Origin of the sequence: Rhizobium sp. FKY42, assembly GCF_005222835.1 — a bacterium.
In the GTDB taxonomy this organism is placed as follows: domain Bacteria; phylum Pseudomonadota; class Alphaproteobacteria; order Rhizobiales; family Rhizobiaceae; genus Neorhizobium.
Map to the genome: position 1 here is coordinate 1 of NZ_STGA01000072.1, position 12,576 is coordinate 12,576.

A 12,576-nucleotide genomic window follows, 5' to 3' on the forward strand; every position below is an offset into this window, starting at 1 on the left:
ATGCCGTTCTTTCCGGCGCGGCACCACTTTCTCTGGAGACATCGCCAGCAGCGTTTCGGCCATCCTGCTCATCAAGCCCACGCTCCTTCATTTCGAGCATCTGCCTGCGCAGATCGACGATCTCGCGAGCGAGGGAGGAAACCTCCTCGAAGCCTGACCGGTCCTCTGGACCAGCGCTGCGCTGAAGGTTGAATAGAGCCGTTTCAACCGTTTTTTCGTACGCTTCGAACTCTGGGCGTGTCTGCTCGCGCATGTCCTTTGCCTCCGACAACATGTCTCTGATTGCTACCATATTGGAGCGGTAATCACCGCCGAAATCTGCATGAATGACCGCACCAGCAGGCGATTGATCCACTTGGACAACGCCGTTTTCCAGATAGGAGCGATGCTGAGCGGCGTAGGCCGCAACCACTGTGTCCCCGGCGTTGACTGCAATCTTCTGCCAAGTCTGCTGCGCTTTTAGGATGTACTGGCGGCTCCTCTGGCTCGTCGCCACCACGCGTCGACCAGCTCGCTTTGCGTCATATCGCGCCTGCGCCGGATCGCTGGTGCCTACATGCTCGGTTCGACCGTCATGGCTGACGGCGCGAACCTGATTTCGCGTGAAGGCTGGCGGCGTGGCGAACTCGCGCCGATCGGTCATTTCCATATTGATGCCGTGGTCACGCGCCTTTTCGGCCATGACCTCACGCCATTGCCGGAAGGTGGCCGGAGTCGTCTCGATCCGGTCGCCCGACTCCGATCGCATGGTGACGATGGCATGGGCATGAACATGCGGCCGCTTGCCCCCCTCCCCTGCTTCTTTCGGATCGTTCTCCGGATCGTGCATAGCGAAAACGTACCGATGGCCCGCAAACTGCTCAGCCAGGAAGTCGCGAACAGCTCCTTCGAACGCGGCCGCATCCGTTCCGGCACGCGCCGACATGATCACGTGCATCACGTCACGGCTCTTGCGGCTGTGCAGCTCATCCCGCCATTCCTTTTGCACCAGGTCGCCCGCAGCCTTGTCATCGGCAATCGAACGTCCCTGATCGTCTCGAACGTCGTTCCGCTGCGCGATCAGGTCTCGCAACTTGGCAGCGCCATATTCCACGCCGTTGCCATAGCCTGTGAACGAGAAAGCCGCAGGGGCCTCTTTCGCAACGGCGCTGGCGTTGAAACGCTCCTGAACGATCGCGGCCGCCTTCGCGTCAGCCGTCAGCCGCTCGCCCTGCCCGCTGCGCAGCACAACATAGCCCTCGACCTTCAGCGATCCATTGTTTCGGTTTTCGACAGAGTAAGCGTAGCGTCGATCACCAAAGCCACTGCTGAGAATGTCCCGCACCTGCTCATGCGGGTTCGAGCCGCCGGAAACGCTCACCTCGACGCTAAACTCGCCGATATCGCGGCTCTCGGTCCTGTTTTGGAAAAGGTGATTCCAATCGCCACGGAGACGCGCCAGCTCCTCACGGCCACGCAACGTCTCGCCGTTCTCGTTCTCAACCTTCAGTTCCCCCCCTCTGGAAACATAGTTGAGCATCGAGCCGACGCGGGCACCACCACCGTAGGAAGCCAGCTTGACCACGGCTGGCTGGCTCCCTTTGGCAAGGCTCGCAAGACGAACATCCATTGATCGCATAGCACCCGAACCGGCAGCCACCGATCTCGAAGGGGATGACATGTTGAATGCCGAAGTCCTCACCCCTCCCCTAGATCCCGACCCGCCTTTAGACATCCCAACCTGGTGCTGCAGATTCTTCAGTCTCTTCTCAAGCTCTTCCTCGACAGCGCTCCCACGGCCGCCGAGCGACATTTCGTGCAATAGCGCCGCGCGCCTTTGCTCCCATTCGCTTGTGAAAGTGCCGAAAAAGAACTCCACGGCCTACACCTCGCCTCGGCGCTCATGCCCGGCACGGCGCGAAAGTGTCCGCAGCTCACTCATCACAGCTGCCTGAGCCCGCTGGACGTTGCCAAGGTTGATGTCCAGCTCTGAGGGATGGACACCCTTCCCTGCATTCAGGGAGCGGGCGACCTGATTCAAATTGATGCCGATCATCCGCATGTCTTCGAGCAGCGCGGCCATGATCAACCTGTCTTCCGCAGTCAGAATGGGTCGAACGCCAGCACCTTCGAGGAGCAGAGAACGGAAAAAAGCTGACACACTCATACCAGCCGACTTGGCCGCTTCTTCGATAGCCGAATGCTCTGCATCGCTGACGCGGACGTTGATGAGACGCCCCTTGCGTTGCTTGGCTGTCGGCACTTCGATCGTGTCTTCACTCATCAATCAATTAAGCCTTCCCGGAGCCTTGCGACCATCATCGTGGGCTTGTCCCACGATCGCAATGCAAAATGTAAAACATTTTTGCGTATCCTGCCGCTCTAAACCTAAAGACCCATCTAATAATTTCAACCTAATTTCACCTCTCGACTGGCTTCGCTTCGCTCGCACTCTTTCCGTTGGAACGCTCACCAGGGCTCACCGCCGAAACCGATTCTGAAGGCCTTTATCTGCCCCTCGTACTCAGGCGAAAGGGACGCTTCGCTCTTCGCCCTTGCGCCTTCCGTGCGAGCGCCAAGTGAGGCCTCACGCTGCTCCGGGGTTCACCACTCGACCCAGACACTTGTAAAAACCACACGACCAACTCGTGTGACTTGATAGATGTCCTAAAGCGTGCGTTCACACGCATGTTTTGATCTTAACCTGCGTGTGTTCACATGCTAGGTTTGCTTCGATGTGAAGATCTTAACGACGATACTGATGTGCCGATTGAACCCACGTCGGATCGCTAGGGGGCGGGGGAACCATTAGTCTTGAGAGGATCGTGTAATGGCAATCTGCATATCGCTGGTAAGCGGTAAGGGTGGAGCGGGCAAGACAACCGCCGTAATCCTGGTCGCTGGAGAATATGCGCTTCATGGTAAGCAAGTGCTCTTGGTCGATGCGGATGGCCGGCAAAACCTAAATGAGTGGTGGTCGCGTTCCGAGGCTAAAGACAACAGGCCAGACGGCATTGAGCTTCGCACGGCGGTAACCAACGCATCACTTCAGCATATTCTGGAGAACGAAACCGCCAGGTTTGACGTCGTGTTAATAGACTCCCCCGGTCAAGACACCGTGCTACGAGACACAATCATCGCCGGCTCGGACATCGTTATGACCCCGATCCAGCCAAACCAAGACGAGATCCTTGCTGCGGGCCAGGCAGCAATGGACGTGGCTGACACCTGCGATCGTACCGGGCGAAACATTCCACATCTCAACTTCAGAACCCGGATTACTCTCCCGGGTCGTTCACTGGAAGCCTACCGCCTGATCCGCCCCTTCATCGCAAACTTGCAGGAACAGGGATATGATTCATACCTCCTGGACACTGAGCTTTATGAGCGAAACCCATACCGCGACATCAGACTTGGATATGGGACACTGCAAATGCTGGAGCTGAGCGACTCAGTCAAAAAGGCCCGGAGCGAGGTCATGACCTTGATGCAAGAAATTGAACGTTTCCTGCCGAACGAGCAGAAGAGGTCGTAAGATGGCTAAAGGCACTTCCAGCATATCTGATTTTCCCGTGGCACCGCGACGGTCCCGGGGGAATGTACCCAATCCAATGTCGCAGCCGGCTATAGACAACGAAGCAGAAAACGCGGTCGCCAGCCACCAACCGGACGATGCCGCTGTCGAAGAAGCGCCCACTCAGGTACAAGCCGTTCAGGTGCCCCCAAGATCAAGTTTGATTTTGCCCTCACCGGAGGCTCGCCGGGAGAGAGCGACGAACAAGTCGTTGGAGCGTGAGGCGTCCAGAATACGACTGCAGGAGCTCAAGCAGAACAAGGCGCGCGAGAGCAAGCACTTCGTCAATTGCCCTCTTGATTACGACACCAAGAAACGCTTGGAGCGCGCAGCCTCTGAAAACGACTTAAAAATGACGGTGATCGTCAAGGCCGCAATCGACCAGTTCCTGAAGGATAATGGTTATTGATCCTCGACCTTCGATTTCTGGCCGGGGTGGCGGTGGGCACCACCCTTGGCTTCTTGATCAACCCTGAAGCAGCGGAGAAGGCAGGGATCGACATTCAGTCCATAAAGAGGACTATGCCTGTTATTGGTTCTTCTCCAGCCGAGCCGATTAAACAGGCTGATTGGCCAACCAACGAACACGCAAAACGGGAGCTGTTCCGGTTCGCGATGTGGGACTTTGAGACATTTGGGCCGAAGTCTCAGATTTTGATCACTAGATGCATCAGCATCGACCAGCTTTCCTTGGCTTGTGAAATGCGGGTGAAGCTGAGCTGGATCTCCGAAGAAAGAACGGTCGAAGGCGTCTTTCGATCCAGCGCCCACAGCTGGAACCTGATCACTGCGAAAGCCGTGAACAGGAATGCTCCCACTGGATCATGAGGTGATGGACAACGCGCCCTGAGTTGCGAATTTTGTATCGAGGAGATCAGCATCCTGACATTCATTCCCCCCATCTTTGTTAGGATTTTGTAACTGGCGCGCAGGATGACAGTGCCTTATTAGCACGTTATGTTGCGTGATATCTGCCACAGGCGGATTTGGGGACTGAGGGAATGCCGACGGTGCGGAATCTATCCGACTATATCAAATCAAGGGAACTGGTTGAGACTACAGATCCAGATTTCCAGAGACCCTTGTACCGCCAGGAGGGCTTCGACGGCATTGTCAGCTTCGGCGAGATTGACGCAAAGCTTTCCGCATTCCTCTTAGACGAACGCGCAAAAACTGGTCTGACCCAGAGTGATTTCGCGACCCTGGCTGGTCTCGCTCGAGTGGTCTACAGCCGCTACGAACTGAACATTTCGCGACTGACCGTCTCTCGAATGATTCACCTTTCCGAGCTCCTTGGGTTCCTGCCGATGCAGATGATTCATGCCGCTGCACCTCATCTCTACGGTAAAAATCCTGAAGAGGCCGATGATCGTGTTGAACTCTTCAGACTCATTCATGACCTCCCGCATGACACCATACGCAGTTTGATCGGTATAGTTGGCCAACTGACGCCTAAGGATGTTCTTGAAGCTCGGCAAAAAGCGGAAGCGGAGGCCGAAGCACAAGCTGAGGCCGAACGCCAACGACTGACTAGAAAAGCGGCGAGAGTCAGCAGGAAAGGCCGTCCCTCTGGCCGGCCACCAGGTCGAAAATCATCCAAGGTCGATACCCCGACAGACGATTGAAGAACGGAAAGGGCCGTCAAGTGATGGCCATTTAGGAACGCGTCGTCCCTCACCCCGTTTTCCGATCGCTGTTCGCATTTGCACGCATCAGCGACATCAGCATCGGTCCCAGTCCGAACTCCCCTCCCCTCGCCCGGCGCGTGAGATCGCGGAGATATCCACCTGCCGAATTGATATGCCCTGCCCTCTCCAAGATTGCAGCCATGGCAACCGCCGCGTTCTCCGGCCCCATCACCTCGCAAGCCTCCTGGTAAGCCGACGGGCTAACACCAAGCATTGATCGTACCACCACCGCGGCGGCCATCAGCTCGCGCCAATGGGAGATCGTGCCGCCGGGCCCGTAGTCCGAAATCTGCGGGCAGGCTTTCAGGACCATCGACAGCGGGAACGCCTTCATCTGTTCCGGCTTTGCCAACGGCTGAGCAACCGCTTTGGGTGCTACTTCCAGCTCGACGGCTCCGCCCTGCTCTTTTCCAGAGCTAGGTTCAAGTTCATAGATGGATTTGGGTTTTGAATTCTGTATGTGGCAGTCATTTTGAACAGCATTGCCGTTCACATTTTGAGAATCTAACTGATTTTCCAGAAGGTTGAGGATTTCGGTACGCAAAAGCTGCATCTCGTCGAGGATTGCCTCCACCTGGTGACGGTCAGGATTGCGGGGAAGTCGGCTGACAATGCCGACAAACATGTCTTCGATGGCTTCCCAGTCGCCGTCGGCCCCCTCCTCCATCGCTGCTGAAATCAGCTTGCGCACATCACGCCGGCAGATAGTCAGTGCCTCTTTGGCTCGCCTGAACTGCAGGCGTTCGGCAGCTACTTCCTGTGCCAGAATTGCAAGTTCCGCAGCACGAGCCAAAAGTGGAGAAAGATCGAACCCAAAGGCTTGCTCGATATCGCCACCCTTGTCCCGGTGAGCGTAGCGCTTGCCGTTCGGACTATCCTTGCGCTGGATGAGCCCGGCTTCGACCAGGGCAGCCAAATGGCGCCGCAAGGTCGTTCCAGTGATGCCGTGCGCTCTGACAGAAAGCTGGGCGTTCGAAGGGAAGACCACCAATCCGCTATCGCAGTTGAGCTCGCTTTCCGGATAAAATGTCAGCAATGCGTCCAGCACAGTCAGCGCCCTGTCCTGGAGGCCGAGGCGTTCACGGGCCTCACAGGCGTCGCGAAACACCTTCCATTTTTCGACCGGGCGGTTTGGTTTCGTCTCGGACGTCTGGAGCTGCCTTTTTACAAGAGCAAGCACAACCGGCCGCCGCCCAAAGGGCGTCGTGACATTTCCACTTTGCATTATCTCTGCCTTCAATAAGGCAAAAGAAGACTGCTCACCAAATTGGCGCCCTAGACTCTTGACTGGGATTCGGGGAAATGCGATTCTCTAGTTGCTACACGATGAGAAGGGCTTCCACGACGGCGACGTTTTGGGGGCCTTTTTCTTTTGCGGGTCTGGTCTCCAGGTTTCACAAGTGATTGTCAGCTGACAATCACGCTAATTGTCTGTTTGAGAAGAATTTTCTCGTTCGAACTGTTCGACGAGATCGCTCATCTTAGCGTCAAGGAACTCCGCGAACGCTCTTGATGTAACGGTGATTTTTGAGCCTTTTGACGTCCGCTCAACAGCTGCCAGAACAAGCCCCTTCCGAGTGCGAATCTGTCCTCGACTATTGTCTTTCGAAGCTTTCCGTGCCTGACCGCTTAGCCAGAGACGCGTAAATCTCTCGTTTGAATCAATTGATGTGAACTCGGCCTCGCCAATCGCTTCAGTGATCCTTCCGTAAGCTGCCTTGTCCTTCAAGAGATCGGCAAACGCCAACCAGCGGGGTCGCCCCACCTTTGCGGCTGGCCCTATAGCGAGGATTATTTGTTCTGGGATAGCGTCAGCAACTTGCAAAAGACGGGAAATTTCAGGTTTGTCCACCGACAGAACTTGGGAAATCCTGTCCCGGTCAAAACCATGCAGCTCGAGATGTTTGGCAAACAGGGCACGCTCTATGAAGCTGAGATCGACGCGGGGACCGTTTTCTTGCCCTTGTGCGACGATCAGTTCATCGTCTGAAAGTTGGCGCACGATTGCCTTGATTGGGCGATCCAGAATTACCGCTGCACGCAATCTTCGATGGCCATATGCCGCCTGATAGTGGTTTTCCTTTGATGGATGCGGACGAACTAAGATGGGAACTTGCTGTCCGCTTTCCCTCATGGACGAAATGAGTTCTTGCAGGGCGGGATCATGGTCAGTCGGGATACGATCCCGAATGAACGAGGCTTCGATTTGAGCGGGACTTAGCTCGACAACTTTATCACCAGCTGCAAGCGCGGTGCGAAGCTCCTTCGCAGCGGCGGCCTCATCACCGAGTCGACCGAGTGAGAGGTTCATAGCTCGAACGGCCCCAGCTGGCTTGTGTGGAGGCTGCGCTTGAACGGGCGACTTGGTTGAATCGCTCGCAGACGAGCTCACCATGTTCTTCAGGATATCGCGGCCTTTCATGCACGCCCCCATGAACTCTTCAGCAGATTCTCAACTTCCCAATTGACTCCGTCCATCGCTTCCACGGCGCGATCATATGTCTGCCGATTCATTGACTCTCGCGCCGCTTCATAAATTGTCTGTTTCGACAGGCCCGCATCAGAGATCGCAGTTGATTTCACCATCATTGATGTAAGGACGCGTTCGCCAAACAAACTTCGCAAGAAGGCAACGATTTGCGCTTGGGGGCCGTCGTTCGGCTCGTACCGTGTGACGAGATATCGCATCCAATCGTATTCGAGATTGCCACCTGCTTCCTTGACCACTGAGAGAAGATCAGAGGTCATAGCCAAGAACTGGTTCATTGATGCCACGTCCAGCATCTGAGGGTGAACTGTTATCAACACCGCAGTTGCCGCGCACAGCGCTGACAGCGTCAAAAATCCCAGAGTTGGCGGGCAGTCTATGACAACGACGTCATAGCGATCGGAAAGATCGCTTAACGCCTTCCCTACCCTGAGAAAGAACATGTCGGTCTCCGAGCTGCTGCGCTCGGCAAGAGCCCTAGGGGTGTCGTGCTCAAATTCATGCAATTCGAGATTGCCCGGGATCAGATCAAGTCCAGGGAAATAAGTCTCCCGAACTACCTCCCCTACTGGACGGCGAAGCTCATCATATCGGATAGCTCCGAATAGTGTCTCGTTTTCGCCAACATCGAATTCCGGCTGATATCCAAGCATGGCTGACATCGACGCCTGAGGATCAAGGTCGACAGCAAGCACACGATAGCCACGGAGCGCCAGATACTGAGCGAGATGCGTTGACGACGTCGTCTTACCAGATCCGCCCTTGAAGTTAGTAACTGCTATGACCTGCAGGTGGTCCCCTTCACGGCGTCCAGGAAGATACGCGGGTTTAGTCTTTCCCAGGATGTGTCGGATCGTGTTGATCTCCGACAGAGAAAACGTTCGGCGACCACCCGCTGTCTTCTCGGACGTGACCGAGTCCTCCTGTGAAGCCAGGTGCCGGACATAGCTGTCGGTCACGCCAAGCAACTTTGCAGCTTCGGTACTACTGAAACGCCTCAACGCTTTTTGTTCGTCAGGTGAAAACAGACGCGCTGATAGTTCCTGCAGATTGCTGCTGAGTTTTGCAGAATCATCGGCAATAGTTTTATCAATCGAAACGCGTTCGATTTTTTCGATCCGGCTGATTTTCGCGGTCTTATTCGCCATTCACGGTAAACCCGATAATTCGCTGCAATTTGCGCAAATGATCTCATGGCGCGTCTATCCGTCAAGCAGTTTTTGGTTAACGCAAATTAACCTCTTGGACCAAGAGAAAGATATTATTGGATTCAATGGCTTGATCTAATTGTCAGCTGACAATCAGCAGGCATTATAAAACGCGCTCTTGGATCTGATTGCCCCGACCAACTAGAATCAGTCTGCAGCGGCGAGTTAGGGCATCGAACTCGCCGCAATCACAGGAATGGAAGATGCGACTAACTTCTCGGATGGCAATCCGTTGAATTCGAGAAATTCAGAGTTCGCAGATAGTCTGCGACTGCCTGAGCCTTTGCGGCGGCAGTGATGACTGCACGTGAATCCTGCTTGAGCACCTTGAGCCAGTTTTCAACGTAAGTCGCGGTGTTGTCTCGCGGATCATGCTCGATACCAAGATCGGCGCAGACGAACGCGGCTGAGATCTCGGCAACAAGCTCCTCCATGGCGTAGGCCTCACTGCCGAACCGCCCACTCAGGTCACGGCCCAAACGTGCCTTTGCACCACTCCAATGAGAAATTTCATGAAGAACAGTGCTGTAAAGGTGAATCTCGCTGAGGAACCGCCCCCGATCCGGAATCAGAATGTCATCGAGACCAGGGCGATAACAAGCCTGCTTGCCGCCGTAGGTGATCTTCGCGCCAGTGCGATCTATGAAGGATTCGACGTTTTCGAGAACTGGAACGGCATCCATTGGCACATCATCGGCCGGGCTCTTGAAGCGGTCAGGCAGGTTATCGATCTGCTCGACGTTGAAGACAGCGTAGCCCTTGAGATAGGGGACTGCGCGATCGTCCGCCTCCTGATCCTTCGGCGTGAAGGTGCCGTACTTGACGACGAGGGTTCCTTGTTCGCCCTTGCGGACCTGAGCGCCAAGCTCCTGGTCGGGTAGCGGGGCAGCGTCGCCGCTGCCCCGCCCCCTCAGAACCGTGCTTGCGAGTTTCCCCGCACACGGCTCAAGCAAACCGCTTGCGATCCCGTTCACTCCTCTCCGTAGCGAGAGCCTGGAGATGGCAGTAGAGGTGCATGAGGCGCTGATTATCGAGTGTGCGTTTCCCACCAAGGCGAGGTGCCGTGATGTGGTGAACGCACAGGGCCTCGTCGTTGTGCAGGGTCTCACCGCAGCGGAAGCACATGCCTCCTTGTTCTCTGGCGAGAGCCTGTTGCCGACCGGAAAGCTCGGCATGCTGACGCGATCGTCGCCGCACCCAATAGTCTCGGAGGGCTGGATCATCTGGCGATGCGCCCCCTTTGACAAGGATATGTCGAACGATCGGGGTCCACGCAAATTTGATGAGACGGCCACCGTCTCCGGCAGCATCGCCGAAGACCCAGTAGTCCATTCTCTTGGGGTGTAACTTACCCCAGTATTTGCGCGTGACCCAGTACCATGGCTTTTGTGGATGTGTCTTCCGCGCCCAACGGACCTCTTTGCCAAAGATCCAGCTGTCAAGTTGGGCGAATAGCCGTTTCGATACTACGCTCCGGTAATAGTTGCTCCAGCCTCGAATGATTGGGTTCAGCCGAGTAAGGACGGTGACTATGTTCTGACCGTCCAGTCCTCGCCATTCCCGTACCATCCTGGCTTTCAGCGACTTCACCGATTTCCGGGAAGGCTTGATCAACAGCTTCCAGCCCCATCGGGATTCCGGACTCCGATATTGGCGGATGTTGAAGCCGAGGAAGTCGAACCCATCGGATAGATGCACTATCCGCGTCTTCTCGTCTGAGAGGACAAGGCCCCGCGCTGCCAGCCAGGCGGATAGTTCCACCCGAGCCTGACACGCATCTTCTTCGCTATCGCAGAAGACGACAAAGTCGTCTGCGTAGCGGATCAAACACCGCTTGCCGACATTGTCGCCGCGGGTGATGTATTTCACACCAACCGCAGCCTCCATGCCGTGCAGGGCGATGTTGGCGAGCAGAGGACTGATCACGCCACCTTGCGGCGTACCACTATCGGTGTCGTGAAAGACTCCGCGCTCCATGTACCCCGCTTTCAGCCACTGACGGATGAGCTCCTTTGCAGGGAACCCTTCAATGGCGTTGAGCAGGAATTCATGGTCGATGTTATCGAACGCCCCTTTGATGTCAGCATCGAGAACCCATCGGCGGCGGCGCACTGGTGCGGCGACATTGTAGATTCTCGCTATGGCATCGTGGCATCCCCGTCCCGGCCTGAACCCATAGCTGCAAGGCTCGAAGCGTGCCTCCCAGAAGGGTTCGAGCGCGTTTTTCACCCGCGCCTGCAAAGCTCGGTCACGGATGGTTGGGATTCCAAGGGGGCGCAGTTTCCCGCCTGCCTTCGGAATATACACCCTACGCGCTGGCGCTGTTCGCCACGGCTGAACCGACATGAGGCTGTCGGCCAACTCGTTGCGATCCTCGACGGTCGTCGTGACGATGCCGTCTACGCCAGCAGTGTATTTTCCCTTGTTCTCCTGAGTGACCTGTCGCACGCTTTTCAGCGTGTTTGAGTAACTCCGAAGCATCAAGTTCTGTAAAGAACGCACCTTGGCAAGGTCGTTCTCACGGGACGCCCGGAAGATGCGCTGTCTCAGATTGCGGACGCGTCGATTGACTTGCCGCCAGTTGACGGCATTCCAGTCAGTCTGTCCCTTGGTTCCGTTTGCAGAAGAATTCTGCACCTAACTTTTCCCTCGGTTAGCAATCATCACAACGTCTTCGGGCGGTTCACCAAACCCACGTCAGCAGCCTTTCGGCTTGAGCATTGCTCTATCCGGCAGGTTATGGATTCCCTTGATCTTTCGATCTGCCGGCATTCGCTTCTTGGGTCTTCCTGTTCCCTCTGGGCATTCAGCTTCCCTTACGGTCGGCCTACCGGCGTTGCCACCGGTTCCCATCGGGGTTTCCGTGTTCCACATGAAGGAGATGCGGTCGGGGCGGGCGCTCTCAGTACGCCGGGGCGCGGTGTTCGCGGTGGGGCCAAGCTCACCCCAGTTCGCATTTGCCCAGCTCGGCCGTGTCAACCAACGGTTACGGCCTTACTACCTCACGGCGCGTTTCGATAAGAATTCACTCGCGTTCGCCCTTCCGACCTTCGCCTCGCCCGACAAAATGCGTTGGCTGCATTTCCATCTTGGGCTTTCATTCCCGCTTCACACCACGCCGTTACCGACGTCGCATGGGGAAAGTGGCGACAGAGTTGAACACTACTCATGGACCCATGGGTCACTCCTTTCATGCGACTTTCACGTCGCACAGCCTGCCGGTAAGTCATCCATGTGTTTTCGTCGTAGCCGGCGAGTTGCCCGGAGAGCCACAGCATGACCACGTTGATGCCGCGATAGGCTTCGCCGGAGGCACGCAGCGGCGTAGCCGACCTGCGGCTGTTTCCGCGCCATGGCCGGATCCAAGGCTTGGTGCCGGCCTCGAGCTGCTGAATGATGGTGTCGGTGATCCGCTGGTAGGTGTCCTTTACGCTCTGCATCGCCGTCTCCTGTTCGTTGGTTGACGGCAAAGATCCGAAGATAGCGAAACGAGCCCATGCACCCGTAGGGCCGCAACGGAGTGTAGGACCGCGCAAGCGGTTGAATGGGTGAGAGGCTATCGTAGTTTTTCCGTCAAACCATCCAACGGACAGGAGAGGGCGCTGAGCGTAGGCACCCCGGCCGACGACAAAGGCCCTC

11 protein-coding genes and 1 pseudogene are annotated in these 12,576 nt (G+C 56.2%); 4 read left to right on the forward strand and 8 right to left on the reverse strand.

What is annotated here, in order from left to right:
• Positions 1 to 1,858, reverse strand: a 1,858-nt coding sequence (locus E8M78_RS21630; protein ID WP_246658431.1) for a conjugal transfer protein TraA, incomplete at its 3' end; no start/stop codon positions are given.
• A gap of 3 nt (positions 1,859 to 1,861) precedes the next feature.
• Entirely contained in the window at positions 1,862 to 2,263 is a 402-nt protein-coding gene (locus tag E8M78_RS21635) for a DUF6290 family protein (protein ID WP_137137012.1), read from the reverse strand.
• Positions 2,264 to 2,809: 546 nt separating this feature from the next.
• Here E8M78_RS21635 and E8M78_RS21640 point away from each other — a divergent pair.
• The 4 genes from E8M78_RS21640 (at position 2,810) to E8M78_RS21655 (ending at position 5,178) form a co-directional block, all read left to right on the forward strand.
• A complete protein-coding gene (locus E8M78_RS21640) occupies positions 2,810 to 3,514 on the forward strand; it encodes a ParA family protein (protein WP_137137013.1) in 705 nt (234 codons plus the stop codon).
• A 1-nt stretch (position 3,515) separates the two neighbouring features.
• Positions 3,516 to 3,962 carry a hypothetical protein gene (locus tag E8M78_RS23990; protein WP_246658432.1) on the forward strand — a complete coding sequence of 149 codons (447 nt, stop codon included), beginning with the start codon at positions 3,516 to 3,518 and terminating at the stop codon, positions 3,960 to 3,962.
• The gene (locus E8M78_RS21650; protein WP_137137014.1) at positions 3,959 to 4,381 is read left to right on the forward strand and encodes a hypothetical protein; all 423 of its coding nucleotides are present in this window, start codon (positions 3,959 to 3,961) and stop codon (positions 4,379 to 4,381) included. Before E8M78_RS23990 ends, E8M78_RS21650 begins: the two co-directional genes overlap by 4 nt.
• A 173-nt stretch (positions 4,382 to 4,554) precedes the next feature.
• A complete protein-coding gene (locus tag E8M78_RS21655) occupies positions 4,555 to 5,178 on the forward strand; it encodes a helix-turn-helix transcriptional regulator (protein ID WP_137137015.1) in 624 nt (207 codons plus the stop codon).
• A 49-nt stretch (positions 5,179 to 5,227) separates the two neighbouring features.
• On the opposite strand, the gene repC is transcribed toward E8M78_RS21655, so the two are convergent.
• The 6 genes and pseudogenes from repC to E8M78_RS21685 form a co-directional block, all read right to left on the reverse strand.
• Positions 5,228 to 6,466, reverse strand: coding sequence for a plasmid replication protein RepC (gene repC / locus E8M78_RS21660; RefSeq protein ID WP_137137016.1), 1,239 nt, complete (start codon positions 6,464 to 6,466; stop codon positions 5,228 to 5,230).
• A gap of 198 nt (positions 6,467 to 6,664) precedes the next feature.
• The gene (gene repB / locus E8M78_RS21665) at positions 6,665 to 7,663 is read right to left on the reverse strand and encodes a plasmid partitioning protein RepB (protein ID WP_137137017.1); all 999 of its coding nucleotides are present in this window, start codon (positions 7,661 to 7,663) and stop codon (positions 6,665 to 6,667) included.
• Entirely contained in the window at positions 7,660 to 8,877 is a 1,218-nt protein-coding gene (repA, locus tag E8M78_RS21670) for a plasmid partitioning protein RepA (protein WP_137137018.1), read from the reverse strand. The genes repB and repA overlap by 4 nt, the downstream gene beginning before the upstream one ends.
• 269 nt (positions 8,878 to 9,146) lie before the next feature.
• Complete coding sequence (locus tag E8M78_RS21675) at positions 9,147 to 9,851, reverse strand: zincin-like metallopeptidase domain-containing protein (RefSeq protein WP_246658433.1); 705 nt, start codon at positions 9,849 to 9,851, stop codon at positions 9,147 to 9,149.
• Between the two features lie 31 nt (positions 9,852 to 9,882).
• Complete coding sequence (gene ltrA, locus E8M78_RS21680) at positions 9,883 to 11,574, reverse strand: group II intron reverse transcriptase/maturase (RefSeq protein WP_137137019.1); 1,692 nt, start codon at positions 11,572 to 11,574, stop codon at positions 9,883 to 9,885.
• 575 nt (positions 11,575 to 12,149) lie between these two features.
• Positions 12,150 to 12,377, reverse strand: a pseudogene (locus E8M78_RS21685) (ArdC family protein); the annotation flags it as partial.
• Between the last annotated feature and the right edge of the window lie 199 nt (positions 12,378 to 12,576).

Bases quoted from the DNA above. Each gene is read 5' to 3' on its own strand.
- E8M78_RS21655 (WP_137137015.1), top strand. From the start codon at position 4,555: ATGCCGACGGTGCGGAATCTATCCGACTATATCAAATCAAGGGAACTG.
- repA (WP_137137018.1), bottom strand. From the start codon at position 8,877: ATGGCGAATAAGACCGCGAAAATCAGCCGGATCGAAAAAATCGAACGC.
- repB (WP_137137017.1), bottom strand. From the start codon at position 7,663: ATGAAAGGCCGCGATATCCTGAAGAACATGGTGAGCTCGTCTGCGAGC.
- E8M78_RS21640 (WP_137137013.1), top strand. From the start codon at position 2,810: ATGGCAATCTGCATATCGCTGGTAAGCGGTAAGGGTGGAGCGGGCAAG.
- repC (WP_137137016.1), bottom strand. From the start codon at position 6,466: ATGCAAAGTGGAAATGTCACGACGCCCTTTGGGCGGCGGCCGGTTGTG.
- E8M78_RS23990 (WP_246658432.1), top strand. From the start codon at position 3,516: ATGGCTAAAGGCACTTCCAGCATATCTGATTTTCCCGTGGCACCGCGA.
- E8M78_RS21635 (WP_137137012.1), bottom strand. From the start codon at position 2,263: ATGAGTGAAGACACGATCGAAGTGCCGACAGCCAAGCAACGCAAGGGG.